17 protein-coding genes are annotated in these 19,104 nt (G+C 72.6%); 8 read left to right on the top strand and 9 right to left on the bottom strand.

Features of this window, described 5'->3' with window-relative positions:
- Window positions 1–5: 5 nt before the first annotated feature.
- Window positions 6–755 carry a TNT domain-containing protein gene (locus tag ACFV9T_RS29685; protein WP_385445512.1) on the bottom strand — a complete coding sequence of 250 codons (750 nt, stop codon included), beginning with the start codon at window positions 753–755 and terminating at the stop codon, window positions 6–8.
- Window positions 756–944: 189 nt separating this feature from the next.
- Here ACFV9T_RS29685 and ACFV9T_RS29680 point away from each other — a divergent pair, with 189 nt between their 5' ends.
- The 5 genes from ACFV9T_RS29680 (at window position 945) to ACFV9T_RS29660 (ending at window position 7,354) form a co-directional block, all read left to right on the top strand.
- A complete protein-coding gene (locus tag ACFV9T_RS29680) occupies window positions 945–2,237 on the top strand; it encodes a M18 family aminopeptidase (protein WP_385445511.1) in 1,293 nt (430 codons plus the stop codon).
- 1 nt (window position 2,238) lies between these two features.
- The gene (locus ACFV9T_RS29675; protein WP_385445510.1) at window positions 2,239–4,215 is read left to right on the top strand and encodes a BTAD domain-containing putative transcriptional regulator; all 1,977 of its coding nucleotides are present in this window, start codon (window positions 2,239–2,241) and stop codon (window positions 4,213–4,215) included.
- Between the two features lie 132 nt (window positions 4,216–4,347).
- A complete protein-coding gene (locus tag ACFV9T_RS29670; RefSeq protein WP_385445509.1) occupies window positions 4,348–5,118 on the top strand; it encodes a DUF4232 domain-containing protein in 771 nt (256 codons plus the stop codon).
- 298 nt (window positions 5,119–5,416) lie between these two features.
- Window positions 5,417–6,409 carry a hypothetical protein gene (locus tag ACFV9T_RS29665; protein WP_385445508.1) on the top strand — a complete coding sequence of 331 codons (993 nt, stop codon included), beginning with the start codon at window positions 5,417–5,419 and terminating at the stop codon, window positions 6,407–6,409.
- A 111-nt stretch (window positions 6,410–6,520) separates the two neighbouring features.
- Entirely contained in the window at window positions 6,521–7,354 is an 834-nt protein-coding gene (locus ACFV9T_RS29660) for an XRE family transcriptional regulator (RefSeq protein WP_385445507.1), read from the top strand.
- Here the strand turns inward: ACFV9T_RS29660 and ACFV9T_RS29655 are convergent.
- The 3 genes from ACFV9T_RS29655 to ACFV9T_RS29645 all read right to left on the bottom strand — a co-directional run bounded on the left by ACFV9T_RS29655 (window position 7,351) and on the right by ACFV9T_RS29645 (window position 10,070).
- Window positions 7,351–9,195 (bottom strand): NHL domain-containing thioredoxin family protein, encoded by a 1,845-nt coding sequence (locus ACFV9T_RS29655; RefSeq protein WP_385445506.1) that lies wholly within the window; start codon window positions 9,193–9,195, stop codon window positions 7,351–7,353. The two genes, ACFV9T_RS29660 and ACFV9T_RS29655, sit on opposite strands and share 4 nt — an antisense overlap.
- Window positions 9,196–9,265: 70 nt before the next feature.
- Window positions 9,266–9,661 (bottom strand): DUF2752 domain-containing protein, encoded by a 396-nt coding sequence (locus tag ACFV9T_RS29650; RefSeq protein WP_385445505.1) that lies wholly within the window; start codon window positions 9,659–9,661, stop codon window positions 9,266–9,268.
- Window positions 9,654–10,070, bottom strand: coding sequence for a TM2 domain-containing protein (locus ACFV9T_RS29645; protein WP_385445504.1), 417 nt, complete (start codon window positions 10,068–10,070; stop codon window positions 9,654–9,656). Before ACFV9T_RS29645 ends, ACFV9T_RS29650 begins: the two co-directional genes overlap by 8 nt.
- A gap of 221 nt (window positions 10,071–10,291) precedes the next feature.
- Between ACFV9T_RS29645 and ACFV9T_RS29640 the strand changes: the two genes are divergently transcribed.
- Complete coding sequence (locus ACFV9T_RS29640; RefSeq protein WP_385445503.1) at window positions 10,292–11,116, top strand: maleylpyruvate isomerase family mycothiol-dependent enzyme; 825 nt, start codon at window positions 10,292–10,294, stop codon at window positions 11,114–11,116.
- A 15-nt stretch (window positions 11,117–11,131) separates the two neighbouring features.
- Here ACFV9T_RS29640 and ACFV9T_RS29635 read toward each other — a convergent pair whose 3' ends face one another.
- The 5 genes from ACFV9T_RS29635 to pdhA all read right to left on the bottom strand — a co-directional run bounded on the left by ACFV9T_RS29635 (window position 11,132) and on the right by pdhA (window position 16,907).
- Window positions 11,132–12,427, bottom strand: coding sequence for a nitrate/nitrite transporter (locus ACFV9T_RS29635; protein ID WP_385445502.1), 1,296 nt, complete (start codon window positions 12,425–12,427; stop codon window positions 11,132–11,134).
- Window positions 12,424–13,083 (bottom strand): GntR family transcriptional regulator, encoded by a 660-nt coding sequence (locus tag ACFV9T_RS29630; protein ID WP_385445501.1) that lies wholly within the window; start codon window positions 13,081–13,083, stop codon window positions 12,424–12,426. The genes ACFV9T_RS29635 and ACFV9T_RS29630 overlap by 4 nt, the downstream gene beginning before the upstream one ends.
- A 255-nt stretch (window positions 13,084–13,338) precedes the next feature.
- Window positions 13,339–14,739 carry a dihydrolipoamide acetyltransferase family protein gene (locus ACFV9T_RS29625; protein WP_385445500.1) on the bottom strand — a complete coding sequence of 467 codons (1,401 nt, stop codon included), beginning with the start codon at window positions 14,737–14,739 and terminating at the stop codon, window positions 13,339–13,341.
- A gap of 22 nt (window positions 14,740–14,761) precedes the next feature.
- On the bottom strand, window positions 14,762–15,742 hold the full coding sequence (locus tag ACFV9T_RS29620; RefSeq protein WP_385445499.1) for an alpha-ketoacid dehydrogenase subunit beta: 981 nt from the start codon (window positions 15,740–15,742) through the stop codon (window positions 14,762–14,764).
- 1 nt (window position 15,743) lies between these two features.
- Window positions 15,744–16,907 carry a pyruvate dehydrogenase (acetyl-transferring) E1 component subunit alpha gene (gene pdhA / locus ACFV9T_RS29615; protein ID WP_385445498.1) on the bottom strand — a complete coding sequence of 388 codons (1,164 nt, stop codon included), beginning with the start codon at window positions 16,905–16,907 and terminating at the stop codon, window positions 15,744–15,746.
- Between the two features lie 325 nt (window positions 16,908–17,232).
- Here pdhA and ACFV9T_RS29610 point away from each other — a divergent pair, with 325 nt between their 5' ends.
- Both ACFV9T_RS29610 and ACFV9T_RS29605 read left to right on the top strand, forming a co-directional pair.
- Window positions 17,233–17,886, top strand: coding sequence for a response regulator (locus ACFV9T_RS29610; protein ID WP_385445497.1), 654 nt, complete (start codon window positions 17,233–17,235; stop codon window positions 17,884–17,886).
- Between the two features lie 90 nt (window positions 17,887–17,976).
- Entirely contained in the window at window positions 17,977–19,014 is a 1,038-nt protein-coding gene (locus ACFV9T_RS29605; RefSeq protein WP_385445496.1) for a phosphotransferase, read from the top strand.
- Window positions 19,015–19,104: the final 90 nt, after the last annotated feature.

Raw genomic sequence — 19,104 nt, 5'->3', positions numbered from 1 at the left:
CGCGGTCAGTTCAGCGGCCGCAGGTTACCCGCGGCAACGAGCTGAGGAATCGACGGTCCCGTCAGATATTGCAGCCCGTAACCCGGCTGGCCGAACCAGGGTCTGATGGGCCCGGCATCCACCAGGAAAGGCTTGGTGACCTCGTAGAGGTGATAGCCGTTCGGGTAGGCGGGGTCATAGGTGTTGAGGTTGCTCGGCGGCAGCGCCCGCTCCGCGTACGGGGTGCCCGCCGGGGCGAGGAAGTGGCCGAAGCCGCTGCCGAAGAGGTCGACCTTCTGACCCGCCTTCAGCGTGATGGTGGTCTTCAGCGGTACGCCGTTCAGCAGCACCCAGCCGTCCGGGTACGGATACCACCAGCCGCCGGTCTGCTCGTTCCAGTAGCACTTCAGGAAGGCCGGGGCCGACAGGCCGTCCAGCCGCTCGTAGCCCTTCAGCATCTTCGCGATCGCGCCCGTGCGCGGCAGTTCGGCGGGGCCGAGCCGCCAGTCGCCCTGGTAGTAACGCTGGAAGGGCTGCGTGGGTGCGGAGTTGGTCCCCCCGGTGCGGTCCGTCGTCGGACAGGGCGGGTGGCCCTTGGCGCCGGATTCCGCCCCGTCCTCCGTCTCGGCGGCGTCGGGTGAGGGCGTGGGCGCCGGAGCCGGGGCGGGCAGCTGTCCGGCGGGGACGAGCCCGGCGGTGTGCGCCACGGCCGGGCCCGCGCCGCAGAGCAGCAGCAGCGACCCCAGGATGACGAGGAGGTGTCGAAGAACGCGCATCCGCTGTCCCCTTGAGTGCGATGGTGAGCGGTTAAGGGGACTATCGGCCGATACGCGACTTTTATACCGCCGGTCTGACGTGCTTTCATCAGATTGGATCAACGGGACCCCACGGATGGGCGCCCGGACGATCCCGCCCCGAACACGGCAGCACGGCAGGCAAGGCGGTCCCGAATCTATGCTGATGTCATGAGCGCACACCCCGGCATCGACCGCGGCCATACGGATGACCTGATGTCCTTCCTCCGCGCCAGCCCCTCGCCGTACCACGCGGTGGCGAACACGGCCGAGCGCCTGGAGAAGGCGGGGTTCCGGCAGGTCGAGGAGACGGCGGCCTGGGACGGCGCGGCGGGCGGGCGGTATGTCCTGCGGGGCGGCGCGATCGTCGCCTGGTACGTACCGGAGGACGCGAGCCCGTCCACTCCGTACCGGATTGTGGGCGCTCATACCGACTCTCCCAATCTGCGCGTCAAGCCGATCCCGGACACCGGGGCCCACGGCTGGCGGCAGATCGCCGTCGAGATCTACGGCGGCGCCCTCCTCAACACCTGGCTCGACCGCGATCTCGGGCTCTCCGGGCGGATCACCCTCCGGGACGGTTCCAGCCATCTCGTCACCGTGGACAGACCCTTGCTGCGCGTTCCGCAACTCGCCGTGCATCTCGACCGTTCCGTCAACGTCGACGGCCTCAAGCTCGACAAGCAGCGCCATATGACACCCGTATGGGGGCTGGGCAGCGCCGAGGAGGGCGACCTCATCCGGTTCGTCGCCGAGGAGACCGGGGTGGCGGCCGAGGACGTGACGGGCTGGGACCTGATGGTCCACAGCGTCGAGCCGCCCGCCTACCTCGGCCGGGACCGCGAGCTGGTCGCCGGGCCCCGGATGGACAACCTGCTGTCCGTGCACGCCGGGACGGCCGCGCTCACCGCCGTCGCGGCCCGCCCGGAGCTGCCGTACATCCCGGTGCTCGCCGCCTTCGACCACGAGGAGAACGGCAGCCAGTCCGACACCGGCGCCGACGGCCCGCTGCTCGGCAACGTGCTGGAACGGTCCGTCTACGCGCGCGGCGGCGGCTACGAGGACCGGGCCCGGGCCTTCGCGGGCACCGTCTGCCTGTCCTCGGACACCGGCCACGCCGTCCACCCCAACTACGCCGAACGCCATGAGCCGGGCCACCACCCGCGCCCCAACGGAGGACCCATCCTCAAGGTCAACGTCAACCAGCGGTACGCCACCGACGGCTCCGGGCGGGCCGTCTTCGTCGGCGCGTGCGAGCGCGCTGGCGTGCCCTGGCAGAGCTTCGTCTCGCACAACGCGATGCCGTGCGGGACCACCATCGGCCCGATCACCGCCGCCCGGCACGGCATCACCACCGTCGACATCGGCGTCGCGATCCTGTCCATGCACTCCGCGCGCGAACTGTGCGGCGCACAGGACCCGCGACTGCTGGCCAAGGCACTCACCGCCTTTCTGGAGGGCTGAGTTGGACTTCTCCCTGCTGGGCCCGGTGACCGTGACCACAGGCCCCGCGGCGGCCCCCGTCGAGCTTCCGCTGGGACCGGCCAAGCGCCGCAGCGTGCTCGCGATGCTGCTTCTGCGTCCCAACTCGACCGTCTCGGTCGAGCAGTTGGTGGCCGGTCTGTGGGAAGACGAGCCGCCCGCCCACGCCCGTACCGTCATCCAGGGCCATGTCTCCCGGCTGCGCGCGGCGCTCGCCGAGGGCGGCGCCGGGGAACACGGCGTCGAACTGACCACCCACAGCTCCGCCTATCTGCTCCGGCTGCCCGCCTCGCTGGTGGACACCGTGCGCTTCGACGACCTGGTGGCCCGGGCGGACCCCGAGTCGGCCCCGGCCGAGGCCGTGCCGATGCTGCGGCAGGCGCTCGGGCTGTGGCGCGGCCCGGCGCTCACCGGGACGGTGGCCAGCCCGCCGTTCGCGGCCGCCGCGCACGCCCTGGAGGAGCGGCGGCTGACCGCCGTGGAAGCCCTCGCGCGGGCGCACGGGGCGCTCGGCGAGTACGAGAAGGCGGCGGGCGCGCTGCACCCGGCGGCGCTCGGCAACCCGCTGCGCGAGGGGCTGATCGCGGACCTGATGCTGGTGCTGTACCGCACCGGGCGGCAGTCCGACGCGATCGCCTGGTTCCACCGCACCCGCGAGATGCTCGCCGACGACCTGGGCGTCGACCCGGGGGAGCGGCTGAACGCCGCGTACCAGGAGATCCTGCGGGCGGCGCCCGTGGCGGAACCGCCGCCCGAGCCGCGCGCCCCGCGCGAGCCGCACGCCGCGCGTGACCCGCGCGTCGCCGCCGAGGCCCCGGCCGCCCCGGCCGGACAACCCGCCGCACCCTCGGCGGCCTCCGGCCCCGCGCCGGAGCTGCTGCCCCGGCCTCCCGCCGGGTTCCTGGGCCGGGACGCGGAGCTGGCCGAGCTGACCCGGCTGGTCCTGCCCGGCGCCGGGCAGGACCACCCGTACGGCGGCGCCCCCACCGGGCTCCCCGCCGAGGGCTGCATCACCCTCGTCACCGGGCCCGCCGGGGTCGGCAAGACGGGCCTGGCCGTGCACTGGGGCCACGCGTACGCCACCGCCTTCCCCGACGGGCGGCTCTTCGCCGATCTGCGCGGCTTCAGCGGCGGCGAGGAGGCCGAACCGGCCGCCGTGCTGCGCGAGTTCCTGCTCGCCATGGGCACCCCGGCCGACCAGATACCGCCCTCGGAGCAGGCCGCCGGGGCGCTCTACCGCTCGCTGGTGGCCCAGCGGCGGCTGCTGGTGGTGCTGGACAACGCGAGCAGTTCGGCCCAGGTGCGGCCACTGCTGCCCGGCGGGCAGCACTGCGCCACGCTGGTCACCAGCCGGTCCCGGCTGGACGGACTGATCGCCACCGACGCCGCCCGCCCGGTGCGGCTGCACGCGCTCGGCCCCGAGCACGGGGTGGCCCTGATCGGCGCGCTGCTCGGCCCGGACCGGGTCGCCGAGGACCCGGCCGCCGCGCAGGAGCTGGTGACGCTGTGCGACGGGCTGCCGCTCGCGCTGCGCGCCGCCTCCGCCCAGCTGGTGGCCCGGCCCCGGTGGCGGCTGGCCCGGCTGGCCACGGCGCTGCGCGACGAGCGGCGGCGGCTGGCCCTGCTGTCGGCGGAGGACGCCGGGGTGGCGGCCGCGCTGCGCAACTCGGTGGCCCGGCTCTCGGCGGACGACGCCCAGCTGCTGCGGGCCCTCGGGGCCGGTTTCGCCCGGGAGGTCAACACCGCTGAGGCGGCCGCGCTGTCCGGGGCGGACCCCGACCTGATCCAGGACTCCCTGGAGCGGCTTGCCGAGATGCATCTGCTGGACGAGGAGGCCACCAACCGCTACGTCATGAGTGACCTGGTGAAACTCTTCGCCCAGGGCGATGGCGGCCGTGGCGCCGGGAGGCCCGGCGAGGGCCCCGGCGAGGGCCCCGTCGAGGGGGCCGGTCCGGCCTAACGGCGGGGCGTTAGTGAGGCGTTAGCGTTCGGCAGCCGCGCGGCAGCCGAACGCCAGCGGCCCCGGACAGAGTGGTTGTCGTACCGGAAAGCACGGGACAGCAGCCGAACCTCACCCCCGGGGGAACCCACCATGTCGCACGCCGCCTTCCTCGCCCGCCACGCCCGCACCATCCGCTCCGTCGCCGCCGGTCTCACGGTCGTCGCCGCGGGCCTGACCCTCACCGCCTGCGGCGACAACGACGGCACGGGCGCCAAGAGCTCGGGCAAGGCCGACTCCTCGGTCACCGCCCCGGCGGACCAGGGCGGCGCCGACGCCGGGGCGCGGGGCGAGAGCGGCACCGGCGGTACGGAGAGCGGCGGCACCGGCGGGAACGGCACGGGCGGCACCGGCGGGGCGAAGGACACCGCCGAGCAGGCCGGGAAGGCCTCCCAGCAGAACGGCGGCGCGGCCCAGCAGAACGGGGGCGGCGCCGCGTCGGACGGCGAGCGGGAGATCGGCACCTGCGACGTCAACAAGGCCATGGTGACCGTCGACTCCGTCAAGCGGCCCATCAACCACCTGCTGCTGAAGTTCACCAACCGGGCCGGAGTGGACTGCGAGGTCCCCAGCTTCCCGATCCTCCGCTTCGACGACGCGCAGGCCGCCACCCCGGCCGCCGGGGAGACCACGCCGCAGTCCGTCATCACGCTGGCCCCCGGCGAGTCCGCCTACGCGGGCATCACCACCTCGCGCGGTGACGACCCGGACGCGGGCGGCGCCGACATGTCCCAGCTCGGGGTGTCCCTGGAGGGCCTCGACGCCGAGACCACCCTGGACCTGCCCGGCGGCTCGGTGTACGTCGACAACACCGCCCAGGTGACCTACTGGCAGAACAGCGCCTCCGACGCGCTCACCTGGTAACCGGCACCCGAGATTTCCCCAGCCGGACCCGTAGCCGACTCCCCCCGGCTACGTGTCCCCGACGGCCCCCGCCCCGGCGGGGGCCGTCCGCTGTCCCGTCATGTCCCGTGGCGCCGCCGCCGATGTCCCGCACCGGGCCGTCCCCGGCCGTGTCCCCGCAGGTCGAAGGGGTGTGACGGAATGGGACGTCCCATGGGACGAAAGCTCCCCCGAACTCCCCCGCCCCGCAGCCGAAAGTGGTTCCCGTCGCCGCAGGGGGAACGGCCCGGCGGCCTCGACCGCACAGGGGGATTCACACATGACGCACTCCACCACAACCGCCCGGCGCCGGACCATCTGGCGCAAGGTCCTCCCCACGATCGCCGCAGCGGGCATCGGCGCCACCGGACTCGTGGGCTGCTCGGGCGACGGGGGCAGCGGAGGCCATGACGCGAAGGCGGCGAAGGCGGGCAGCGCCCGGGTGGCCGACAAGAACGCCATGAGCCGCGACACGGGGGCCGCGAAGGGCGGGAGCGCCCTCAAGCTGAAGACGACCAGCGGGGAGTTCGGCACCAAGGCGGCGGCCGCCGCCGACTTCCCCACCTGGGGCACGCGCTGGGTCGTCCACGAGACCGCCGACACCAGCAGCCCGTCCGTCGGCATGATCAACAAGGATCAGGCGGGGCAGGACCGCATCACCGCCGACTACCAGGTCGACACCGGCAAGAAGGCGTGCGAGGGCAGCACCTGCTCGACGTACATGGCGCACATCACCGGGCCGGTCACCGGCTTCCTGAGCGTCCTCGCGGTGGACATCCCCGAGGACTCGCTGCCCGGGGTCCCCGTGCAGAACGGCGGTCAGCAGCCGCCGAAGCCGCCCCAGCCCGGCGGCACCCGCGCCGAGGCGCTGCAGCGCGCCTCCACCTGGCTCACGGCCAACGGCGGCGGCCGGGTCCCGTACAGCCAGGCCAAGATCTGGAAGGACGGCTACCGCCAGGACTGCTCGGGCTACGTCTCCATGGCGCTGGGCCTGAAGACCCCCGGCACCAACACGGTCGGCCTCACCGGCTCCGGCATCACCAAGCCGATCGCGGTGAACGACCTCAAGCCCGGCGATCTGCTGATCGACGCCGCCGGGAACAGCAACACCCGCCACGTGGTGATGTTCGAGAAGTGGAACAACGACGCCCACACCTCGTACACCTCGTACGAGCAGCGCGGCGACTTTGGTACGGACCACACGACCCGCACCTATGGCCTGGAGCCGGGCAGCGAGTACAAGCCCTACCGGCCGCTGAAGTTCACGGACTGATGCGGTAATTCACGGCCCGGTCCGCCAGCGATCCGGTTCCGGTAACGAGCGGCACGTCCACCTCGGGGGTGTGGACGTGTCGCTCGTCATGTTCATGATCCACATGCTCCAATGGGGAGCGTGCCAGCGCATCCGCATCATTCCGAGAACCCACGACGAAAGCCGCTCGCCCCGCTTCCCGAGGAACTCTCCGGCCCGGTACGGGAATTCGTGACCGCACTGCGCCACATGCACGGCGAACTGGGCCTGAGCCTCAAGGAGCTGGAGGGGCGCCTGCCCGCCAGCCGGTCCTCCCTGTCCCGCTATCTGCGCGGTCAAAGCCTCCCCGACGAACGGCTCCTGGTCCAGTGGGGCAAGCTCTCCTTCACCGCCGAGGACCGGCTGCCCGATCTGGTGAAGCTGCTCCACCGGGCCAACGAGGCCGCCGACGCGCCTCCGGAAGACCCGCCGCCGGACAGCCCGCCCCCGGACGGCACACCCTCCGATGCCGGGGCCCGGCCGCCCCGGCGGCGGCTGCGGCTCGCGCTCGCGGCGGCGGGCACGGTCGCCGTCCTGGCCGGGACCACGGTCGCCGTTCTCGCCCTCCGGGCGTCGGACTCATCCGACACCGACAAGCCCCGGGCGACCCTGGGCAACACCCGGATCACCGTCTTCAACGCCGAGAAGAGCTGCCGGGGCGAGCACGTCCGCAGCTGCTCGCTGGGCCTGGCGGAGGATCCGTACATGGCCTACCGCCCCGCCAACATCACCGGCCGGGCCTACCACGGCGACGTGCTGCGCGCCGACTGCCGCATCGCCAACGGCGTCACCGTCACCGACGAGGCGGGCGGGCACAGCAGCATGTGGTTCCGCGTCTTACGAGACGACCGGCGGATGTGGATCCCGGCCATCCGGATCGATCATGACCAGGTGCAGTACACGAAGCTCCCCAACTGCCCCGACTAGCCGGACTCCTCCTCGTCCAGCCCGGCCAGCACCAGCGGCAGCCGCGCCGCGCCGCCCTCGGTGACCCGGACCGGAACGCCCCAGTCCTGCTGGTGCACATGGCACGCCGGGTACTCGTTCGCTGGGTCGTCGTCGCAGGACGCGGCCATCGCCGAGACGTGCAGCACGCCCTCGGTCACCCCCTCGGCCAGCACCAGTTCCCGGCGCAGGTCCGTGCCCGCGCCCTCGCCGTCCGCGAGCAGCCCGGGCGGGGTGGAGCTGACCAGCAGCCGGGTGGAGGGGCCGTAGCGGGTGTCGAGCTTCTGGCCCGCGGGCGCCTGGAAGACCACGTCCAGCCGGAGCGTGCCCGGCGCGATGTCGGTCGCCGCGCGCTGGGTGCGGTGGGCCACCGCCTCGACCCGTACGGCCTCCTCGGGCAGCCGCAGCCGGGTCAGCCGGTGCCGGGCGGACTCCACCACCACGATGTCCTGGTCGACCAGGACCGCGTCGGACGGCTCGCGCAGATCCGTGGCGAGCGTGGAGACCTCGCCGGTGGCCGGGTCGTAGCGGCGCAGCGCGTGGTTGTACGTGTCGGCGACGGCGACCGAGCCGTCGGGCAGCGCGGTGACGCCCAGCGGGTGCTGCAGCAGGGCCTGGTCGGCGGCGCCGTCCCGGTGGCCGAAGTCGAAGAGCCCGGTGCCGACGGCGGTGCGGACCGCGAAGCCGTCGCCGTCCCGCTCGACCCAGCGCACCGCGGAGCTTTCGGAGTCGGCGATCCACAGCCGGTCGTCCGTCGCGGCGAGCCCGGACGGCTGGGAGAACCACGCCTGGTCCGCGTCCCCGTCGACCAGCCCCTCGTTGGTGGTCCCGGCGGTGGCCGCGACGGTCCCCGCCCGCGGGTCGTACGTCCACAGCTGGTGCACGCCCGCCATGGCGATCCACAGCCGGTCGGCGAACCAGGCCAGGTCCCAGGGGGAGGACAGGTCGATCTCGCGGGCCGGTCCCTCGGCGGGCGAGCCCTGCCACCACTGGCGGCCGGTCCCGGCGAGCGTGGAGACGTCACCCGTCGCGGGGTCGAGGCGGCGCAGCGCGTGGTTCACGGTGTCGGCGACCGCCACCGTGCCGTCGGGCAGCGCGGCGAGCCCCTGCGGCTCGCTGAACCGGGCCCGGTCCGCCGGGCCGTCGGCGAAGCCGCGCTCGCCCGCGCCGATGCGCCGCAGCACGGTCTCGCCGTCCGCCGCCAGCTCGACCAGCTGGTGGCGGGTGGTGTCGGAGACCAGGAAGGTGCCGCCGGGCAGCAGCAGCGCCTTGCCGGGGAAGCGCAGCTCGGTGGGGACCGGCTCGGGCGCCACATACGGGCCGTCGCCGCGCCGCAGCGTGCCCTTGGCCTCGTGCTCGGTCTCCAGCTGCCCCACCAGCGTCTCGATGGCGTGGGCGTGGCCCTCGCCCGCGTGCTGGGCGACGACGTACCCCTCGGGGTCGATGACGACGAGGGTGGGCCAGGCGCGGACCGCGTACTGCTTCCAGGCGGTCAGCTCCGGGTCGTCCAGGACCGGGTGGTGCACCTCGTAGCGCTCGACGGCGTCGACGACGGCTTGGTGCTCGGCCTCGTGGACGAACTTCGGCGAGTGCACCCCGACGATCACGACGGTGTCGCGGTGCTTCTCCTCCAGCTCGCGCAGCTCGTCCAGGACGTGCAGGCAGTTCACACAGCAGAACGTCCAGAAGTCGAGGATGACGATGCGGCCTCGCAGCTCCGCGAGGCCGAGGTCTTTCCCGCCGGTGTTGAGCCAGCCGCCGAGGCCGGTCAGCTCGGGGGCGCGGACGCGGGGGCGGGGCGGAACGGGGCCATGGGTGCTCATGACACCAAGGGTGCCAGGGCCCGGCGCGCTCCCCGCCCCGCGTCCTGCTCAGGCCGCCGATACGTCCCGCTCAGCCCGTCAGATTGCGGGCGAGCGTCCAGGCCACGGCGGTGGCGAGCACGGCGGCGATGCCGCCCCGCCCCAGCCGGGGCTCCCAGCGGCGGCCCCGCAGTCCCTCCGCCAGCCAGCGGGTGCCGAGGTACGCCGCCACCGGCAACCCGAGCACCAGCAGCGCGGCGTTGTCGTGGAAGGCGGCCGCGAGGTCCCCGTGCAGCAGGTCGTACGCCATGCGCGTGCCCCCGCAGGCGGGGCAGAGCAGCCCCGTAGCCCAGTTGAAGGGGCAGCGGGGCAGCGGCTGGCCGGACGCGTGCGGGTTCGTGCCCCACAGGTAGACCACTCCGGCCGCCCCCGCCGCCAGCGCGGCGAGCGGGGCGGCGGCGGGGTGGACGGGACGCCGCTCAGGCACGCAACGGACGCCCCCGCTTGTCCGTGAAGTTGTCGCTGGCGAGCATCATGATCGCGTCGATGAGGGCCCAGATGCCGGCGCCGCCACAGGTGAAGAGCTGGATGAAGGCGATGCCGACGTGGCCGGTGTAGAACCGGCCGACCCCGAGAAAGCCCAGGAAGAGCTGGAGCAGCCCGGCGGCGATCTTGGACTTGTCGGAGTAGGGGCGGCCGTACCGGTCATAGCCGAAGGGAGCGTTGGGGTCGACCTGGTGCATACCCGGCGCGGCCGGGTAGCCGTACGGCTGCTGGCCCTGCTGCGGGTAGCCGTACGGCGGCTGCTGCGGACCGGGCTGCTGGCCCTGCTGCGGGTAGCCGTACGGCGACTGCTGCGGGCCGGGCGGCTGGCTGTAGGGGTTCTGGTTGGACACAAAGCTCCCCGACGTCCCGATGGCTGGGCATCGGGAACTGATGAACGGACATTCCGCTTGCCATCCTGTCAGCCGTGCGCCATCGGGGGCGAAGAGGGCTCGGCGGGCACGCTTTCCGGGCCTACGATCGGACTCGAAGCACTGCCCTCGCGCGCGTGGGCAGCGTAACTTGAAGCCACACACCCGCACCCAGCCCGCGTACCAACCGCCCGAGGGGTCCCGTGACCGTCCATCCCAGCCTTCAGACCTCGATCGACGCCTGGACGCATTCCATCGACGCCATATCGGAGTTGGTGAATCCGCTCGCGGAGAGCGAATGGAACCGCGCCACCGAATGCCCGGGATGGTCGGTGCGGGACCTCGTCTCGCACGTGATCGGCCTCGACTGCGAGCTGCTCGGCGATCCGCGTCCGATCCACACGCTGCCGCGCGATCTGTTCCACATCACCGGCGAGATGTCGCGTTACATGGAAGTCCAGGTCGATGTGCGGCGCTGCCACACCGCCCCCGAGATGACCTCCGAACTGGAGTACACCGTCATCCGGCGGGCCCGCCAGCTGCGCAACGAGAAGCGCGCGCCGGACACCATGGTGCGCTGGCCCGGCGGCGGCGAGCTGACCCTGGAGGAGGCGCTGACCCGCCGCGCCTTCGATGTGTGGGTGCACGAGCAGGATCTGCGGCGGGCGCTGAACCAGCCCGGCAACCTGGACTCGCCGGGCGCGTACCTCTCCCGGGACGTGCTGCTGTCCGCGCTGCCGAGGGTGGTCGCCAAGGACGCGGGCGCCGCGCCGCAGTCGGCGGTGGTCTTCGACGTGCACGGCCCGATGGAGTTCATGCGCACCGTGCGGGTCGACGCGGAGGGCCGGGCCACGATCGACGGCAGTGTGTCGCTGGGCCCGAGCCTCACGCTCTCCCTGGACTGGGAGACGTACGTACGGCTCGCCTGCGGCCGGGTGCGCCCCGAGGCGGTCGCCGAGCGGGTGAAGGTCGAGGGGGACCAGCAGCTGGCCGACGCCATCCTGGCCCACTTCGCCATCACCCCGTGACCACCTGAGCGGCCTTCACGCCGGTACGTGCACCGCCTCGACGCGGCTCGCGACCACGCGCTCGCGCTCCCTGCGGTGCGCGCGGCCGCGCAGCCGCAGCATCTGGGAGACGCCCAGCGCCTGGAGCACGAACACCACCGCGAAGGCGATGCGGAAGTCCTGACCGGTCATGTCCAGGAGTACGCCGACGGCGAGCAAAGTACTCATCGAGGCCGTGAATCCGCCCATGTTGACGATTCCCGAGGCGGTCCCGGTCCGCTCGGGCGGGTTGGCGGGGCGGGCGAAGTCGAAGCCGATCATCGACGCGGGACCGCACGCGCCGAGCACCACGCACATGACGGCCAGCATCCACAGCGGCGCGTGGTCGCCCGGCCAGAACAGCGCGGTGCCCCACACCAGCGCGGTGGCGCCGACCGTGCCGAGGGCCAGCGGGGTGCGGGCGGCGTGGTGGCGGGCGATGATCTGCCCGTAGACCAGGCCGATGGCGATGTTGGACACCACCACCACCGTCAGCAGCTCACCGGCGGTCGCCCGGGACAGCCCCTGCGCCTCCACCAGGAACGGCATCCCCCACAGCAGCAGGAAGGCCATGGCGGGGAACTGGGTGGTGAAGTGCGTCCACATGCCCAGCCGGGTGCCGGGCTCGCGCCAGGCGGCCACGATCTGCTGGCGTACGAAGCCCTTGTCCGTGCGGTCGACGGGCGGCGGCTCGTGCCCCTCCGGGTGGTCCTTGAGGAAGAGCAGCACCAGGACGAGGATGACCACCCCGCCGACCGCGCTGCCCGCGAAGGTCGGGGTCCAGCCGACGCTGTGCAGGATCTGGGCGATCACCAGCGTCGAGACCAGGTTGCCCGCCATTCCGATCAGCCCGGCGAACTGCCCGACCAGCGGCACCCGGCGGGCCGGGAACCAGCGGGAGCCGAGCCGCAGCACGCTGATGAACGTCATCGCGTCACCGCAGCCGAGCACCGCCCGGGAGGCCAGCGCCATCGTGTACGTGTGGGAGAGCGCGAAGCCGAGCTGCCCGATGGTGAACAGCACGATCCCGAGCGCGAGCACCTTACGGGTGCCGAGCCGGTCCACCATCAGCCCGACCGGTATCTGCATGCCCGCGTAGACGAGCACCTGGAGCACGGAGAAGGTGGACAGCGCCGAGGCGTTGATGTGGAAGCGCTCGGCGGCGTCGATCCCGGCCACGCCCAGGCTGGTGCGGTAGACGATGGCGACGAAGTAGACGGCGACCCCGAGGCCCCAGATGGCGATCGCACGCCGTCCGCCGGGCGGGTCCCCGGGCAATCGTGCCGTGGTCATCGCACGTCCCCCCGGGCGAGCGTGTTCACCCAGCTGATGTGGCGCTGGACGAATCCGGCCGCCGAGCGCGCGTCCCCGGCGCGCAGGGCGTCCAGGATCTCGGTGTGCTCGGCGATGTTCTTGGCGATCCGGTCGGGCTCCGCGTGCATGGTGGCCACGCCCATCCGCAGCTGCCGGTCGCGCAGCTGGTCGTACAGGTGGGCCAGGATCGCGTTCCCCGCCGCCCGGACGATCTCCGCGTGGAAGCAGCGGTCGGCGACGGCGAACGCGGCCAGGTCACCGGCGGCCGCGTGCCCCTTCTGCTCCTCCAGCAGCTCCTCCAGCCGCCCCAGCAGCTGCGGCCCGGCGGGCACCGCCTTGGCGACCGCGTGCTGCTCGACCAGCAGCCGGGTCTCCACCACGTCCGCGATCTCCTGGGCGGAGACGGGCAGTACCAGCGCGCCCTTCTTGGGGTAGAGCTTCAGCAGCCCCTCGGCCTCCAGCCGCAGCAGGGCCTCGCGGACCGGCGTACGGGAGACCCCGACGGCCTCGGCCAGCTCGCCCTCGCTCAGCAGCGTGCCGCCCTCGTAGCGGCGCTCCAGGACGGCTTGTTTGACATGGGTGTAGACGCGTTCGGCGGCGGGCGGCGGCTTGGTGGCCGTATCGGTGGGACTCATGATGCGCACAGCATAGATACAACACGTATGCCTGCGTATCCCCCGTCCGCCATGCGGACCCCCCTTTTTGAGGGCTCGGTTCGCCTCCGGGGCGCCACAGCCGATGTCGACGGTCGACGTGCTCGGTCGCTCGTACCTCGCTCCCTGCGCGCGCTCTCCCTTTCGACACCGGCGCGCCCCTTCGGCTCACTCGCCGGTAAGACCCAGCACCCGGGACGTGTGGGCACCCCGACCCAGTCGGGGTGCCGCCGCCCGTCAGCCCCAGGTAATCAACCGCTTGGGGCGTTCCAGGATGGCCGCGACGTCCGCGAGCACCTTGGAGCCCAGCTCGCCGTCGACCAGCCGGTGGTCGAAGGAGAGCGCGAGGGTCGTCACCTGGCGCGGCTTGACCTCGCCTTTGTGGACCCACGGCTGGAGCTTGACCGCGCCGAAGGCGAGGATCGCCGACTCCCCGGGGTTGAGGATCGGGGTGCCGGTGTCGATGCCGAAGACGCCGACGTTGGTGATGGTCACCGTGCCGCCGGTCATCTCCGCCGGGCTGGTCCTGCCCTCGCGGGCGGTGGACACCAGGTCGCCGAGGGACTCGGCCAGCTGGGGCAGCGTCTTGGCGTCCGCGTCCTTGATGTTGGGGACGATCAGACCGCGCGGGGTGGCGGCGGCGATGCCCAGGTTGACGTAGTCCTTGTAGACGATCTCCTGGTTGTCCTCGTCCCAGGAGGCGTTGACGTCCGGGTTGCGCTTGATGGCCACCAGCAGCGCCTTGGCGACCAGGAGCAGCGGGTTCACCCGCAGCCCGGCCAGCTCCGGGTCCTGCTTGAGGTCGGCGACCAGCTTCATGGTGCGGGTGACGTCGACGGTGACGAACTCCGTCACATGCGGGGCGGTGAAGGCGCTGCCCACCATCGCCTGCGCGGTGGCCTTCCGTACGCCCTTCACGGGCACCCGGCGCTCCCGCGCGCCCGCGACCGGGGCGGCGGGCCCGGCGGCGGGCTCCGGGGCCGTGGCGGGGGCCTCGACGGCCGCGTGGACGTCGTCGCGGGTGATGATCCCGCCCGGCCCGGTCGGGGTGATCGTCGCCAGGTCGATGCCGAGGTCCTTGGCGAGCTTGCGGACCGGCGGCTTGGCCAGCGGACGGGCGGTCCCGGCGTGCCCGTTCAGCTCGGGCGCGGGCTCCGGGCGCACCGGTGCGGCAGGGGCGGGGGCGGGAGCCGGGGCCTGGGGTGCCTCGGCGGCCGGACGCGCGGAACCCGGCTGCGGCTTGCGGGGGCGGCGCTTGGTGGAGGAGGGGGCGGCCCCGTAGCCCACCAGGTTGGCCTGGCGCCCCTCCGGCTCGGCCTCGGCGGGGGCCTCGGCGGCGGGCTGCGGCGCGGCGGCGGCCTCGGGCGCGTCCCCGGCGCCCGGGTCGGTGTCCACCGAGATGATCGCCGTGCCCACGTCCACCGTGGTGCCCTCGCCGAAGCGCAGCTCATGCACCACGCCGGTGAACGGGATGGGCAGCTCCACGGCGGCCTTGGCGGTCTCGACCTCGCAGACCACCTGGCCGTCGGTCACGGTGTCGCCCGGCGCCACCAGCCACTTGAGGATCTCGGCCTCGGTCAGTCCCTCGCCCACGTCGGGCATCTTGAACTCACGGAAGCGCTGTTCGACTGCGGTCATCGTCACGATCTCCTCAAGCCCTTCAGTACGCCAACGCACGGTCTACGGCGTCGAGCACCCGGTCCAGGTCGGGCAGGTACTCGTCCTCCAGCCGCGAGGGCGGGTACGGCGCGTGATAGCCGCCGACCCGCAGCACCGGGGCCTGGAGGTGGTAGAAACACCGCTCGGTGATGCGCGCGGCGATCTCCGACCCGGTCCCCAGGAAGACCGGTGCCTCATGCACCACGACCAGCCTGCCGGTCCGCTCGACCGACCGCTGGAGCGTGTCGAAGTCGATCGGCGACATCGACCGCAGATCCACGACCTCCAGCGACTTCCCCTCCTCGGCGGCGGCCGCGGCGGCGTCCTGCGCGACCTTCACCATGGGCCCGTAGGCCGCGAGGGTGAGGTCGGTGCCGGGCCGCACCACGCGGGCGGCGTGCAGGGGGCCGGGGATGGCCGACGTGTCGACCTCGCCCTTGTCGTGGTAGCGGCGCTTGGGCTCGAAGTAGATCACCGGGTCGTCGCTGCCGATGGCCTGCTGGAGCATCCAGTAGGCGTCGGAGGCGTTGGAAGGCGAGATCACCTTCAACCCGGCGACGTGCGCGAACAGCGCCTCGGGGGACTCGCTGTGGTGCTCGACCGCGCCGATGCCGCCGCCGTAGGGGATGCGGATGACGACCGGCATCTTGACCTTGCCGAGCGACCGGGCGTGCATCTTGGCGAGCTGCGTCACGATCTGGTCGTACGCGGGGAAGACGAAACCGTCGAACTGGATCTCCACCACCGGGCGGTAGCCGCGCAGCGCGAGCCCGATCGCGGTGCCGACGATGCCGGACTCGGCCAGCGGGGTGTCGATGACCCGGTCCTCGCCGAAGTCCTTCTGCAGCCCGTCGGTGACCCGGAAGACGCCCCCGAGCTTGCCGACGTCCTCCCCCATGATCAGGACCTTGGGGTCGGTTTCGAGCGCCGTGCGCAGCGACGCGTTGATCGCCTTGGAGAGCGACATCTTCTGGGCAGCCATGTCAGATGCCTTCCTCGGCGGTCTCGAACGAAGCCTGGTACGCGGCGAACTGGGCCCGCTCCTCGTCCACGAGCGCGTGGCCGTCGGCGTAGGTGTGCTCGAACATCGCCATGTCGTCGGGGTCGGGCATCGACCGGACCGCTTCCCGCACCCGCTTGGCGAGCGCGTCGGACTCCTGCTCCAGGGCGTCGAAGAACGCGTCGTCCGCGAGCTTCTCCTTGGTGAGGAGGGTGTGCAGCCGCAGGATCGGGTCCTTGGTCTCCCACAGCTCGCGCTCCTCGGACGAGCGGTAGCGCGTCGGGTCGTCGGAGGTCGTGTGGGCGCCCATGCGGTACGTGAACGCCTCGACGAGCATCGGGCCCTGGCCGGTGCGGGCCCGCTCCAGCGCCGCCCGGGTGACGGCGAGACAGGCGAGCACGTCGTTGCCGTCCACCCGGACGCCCGGGAAGCCGTAGCCCTGGGCGCGCTGGTAGAGCGGGACCCGGGTCTGCTTCTCGGTGGGCTCGGAGATGGCCCACTGGTTGTTCTGGCAGAAGAAGACGACCGGGGCGTTGTAGACCGCGGAGTAGGTGAACGATTCGGCCACGTCGCCCTGGCTGGAGGCGCCGTCACCGAAGTAGGCCAGCACGGCGGTGTCCGCGCCGTCCTTGGCCACGCCCATCGCGTAGCCGGTCGCGTGGAGCGTCTGCGAGCCGATGACGATGGTGTAGAGGTGGAAGTTGTTGCTGTTGGGATCCCATCCGCCGTGGTTCACCCCGCGGAACATCCCCAGCAGGTTGGTCGGGTCGACCCCCCGGCACCAGGCGACGCCGTGCTCGCGGTAGGTCGGGAAGACGTAGTCGTCGTCGTGCAGCGCCCGGCCGGAGCCGATCTGCGCGGCCTCCTGGCCGAGCAGCGAGGCCCACAGGCCCAGTTCGCCCTGGCGCTGCAGGGTGGTGGCCTCGGCGTCGAAGCGCCGCGTCAGTACCATGTCCCGGTACAGACCGCGCAGCTCGTCGGGGGTCAGGTCGATCGCGTAGTCGGGGTGCTCGACCCGCTCGCCCTCCGGGGTCAGCAGCTGTACGAGTTCCGGTTCCGCCTGCTGCTTCTTCGTGCTCCGCGCGCTGGTGCTGCGCTTGGCTCCGCTGCGGCGCGGCTTGCGCGCGGCAGTGCTCTCCACGGTCACGTGTGCTCCTCCGTCTGTCCGGCCTCCGGGATCCGCCGGCGGCCAGGTTGCGGCTCGCCCGTCCGACGACGACGCACGGGGTGGGTGCGACGAAACGTCCGTCCGGGCGTGACAGGTGCCCGGCGGTCGGCCCCGCACAAGGCACGTTACCCAGTGCTTCGCGTTCCTGCGAAACCCCACCTGACCTGCAATTTTGCTTGGATTTCCAAGTAAATCGCGCGGTTGGGTGAACATCCACTGGTCACAGCCTCGCCGACCGTCGGTCCACCGCACGTTATCCCGCAGGACAAAGGCACGGGAAGACTTCGTGTGTGAGACTGGAGCCGTGCGCGAAGAAGGAAAAATCAGGATTTTCCTACTCGACGACCATGAAGTCGTACGACGCGGCGTGCGCGAGCTGCTGGCGAGCGAGCCGGACATGGAGGTGGTCGGCGAGGCGGGCACCGCGGCCGACGCCCTCGCCCGGATCCTCGCGACCCGCCCTGATGTGGCCGTGCTCGACATCCGGCTGCCCGACCGCAGCGGTGTCGAGGTCTGCCGGGAGATCCGCTCGCGCGACGCGGCCATCCACTGCATGATGCTCACCTCCTTCGCCGACGACGAGGCCCTGTTCGACGCGATCATGGCGGGCGCGTCCGGCTATGTCCTCAAGGACATCCGCGGCAGCGAACTGCTCGCCGCCGTCCGGGACGTGGCCGCGGGCCGCTCGCTGCTCGACCCGGTGGCCACCGCCCGGGTGCTGGAGCGGCTGCGCGGCGGCACCAAGCCCGACGACCGGCTCGCGGCCCTCACCGAGCAGGAGCGCCGCATCCTGATCCTGATCGGGGAGGGGCTGACCAACCGGGTGATCGGGGAGCGGCTGCACCTCGCCGAGAAGACCATCAAGAACTATGTCTCCAGCCTGCTCTCCAAGCTCGGCATGGAGCGCCGCTCGCAGGCCGCCGCCTTCGTGGCCCGGATGCAGGCCCAGAAGCACTAGCGGGTGTCCTGGGGGTTCCCCAAGCACCAATGGGCCTGCCGCGTCAACTCACGCACGGCCCGTGACGCCGGGTGATCTAACATCTGGCACGTGCCGCGCTCACATGTAGACCTCGCCGAGGCCGCTCCCGACGGGGAAACCCTGGGCGCCCTGCTCCGCCGCTACGACCGGGCCGGTGAGCCGGTGTCCTGCGACCCCCTCACCGAGGGTCTGCTCAACCGCGGCTACCGGCTCGCCACCACCCGCGGCCGGTTCTTCCTCAAGCACCACCTCGACGGCGACCGCACCGCCATCGCCCGCCAGCACCGGGCCACCCAGCGGCTGGGCGCGCTCGGCCTGCCGGTCGCCCCGCCGGTCCCGGACGCCCACGGCCGTACGGTCGCCGTCATCGGCGGCCGCTGCTACGCCCTGCACCCGTGGATCGACGGACGGCACCGCGACGGCGCCGCCCTGACCACGCCCCAGTGCTGGCGCCTGGGCGGGCTGCTGGGGTTCGCCCACACCTGTCTGGAGCAGGTCATGCGGGCCGGGACCAGCGACCGCGAGCCGCCCGAGCCCGCGGCCGACCCCGAGGACACGTACGCCCTCATCGACGAGCTGCTGACCCTGGTCCGCGGCCACCGGCCGCGCGACACCTTCGACGAACTCGCCGAGCACCGCCTCACCGAGCGCCGCGCGCTGCTGGACCGGCACGCCCACCGGCGGCCGGAGGCGGACGCGATCCCGGCCACCGGCTGGGTGCACGGCGACTTCCACCCGCTGAACCTGCTCTACCGCGACACCGAACCGGCCGCGATCGTCGACTGGGACCGGCTGGGCGTCCAGCCGCGCGCCGAGGAGGCCGTCCGCGCCGCCGCGATCTTCTTCGTACGCCCCGGCGGCACCCTGGAGCTGCCCAAGGTCCGGTCCTACGCCCGCGCCTACCGCCACATGGCGGGCGCCGGGGCCGCCGAGATGGCCGCGGCCGTGCACCGGGTGTGGTGGGAGCGGCTCAACGACTTCTGGATGCTGCGCTGGCACTACCAGCGCGGCGACCACCGCGCCGATCCGCAGTTCCCGGCCGCGGCCGCGCTGGTGGTGTGGTGGACGCGGGAGTACGAGGCGGTCCGCGACGCCTTCTGCTGCTGACGCTCCCCCTGGCCCGGCCCTCATACAACGGCCCCGCATACGACTGCCCCGGCACCGCTCGCGCGGGGCCGGGGCAGTCGGGGGCTTGGC

This window comes from Streptomyces sp. NPDC059850 (assembly GCF_042731515.1).
Lineage (GTDB): Bacteria > Actinomycetota > Actinomycetes > Streptomycetales > Streptomycetaceae > Streptomyces.
This window is presented reverse-complemented; position numbering and strand designations above follow the sequence as displayed.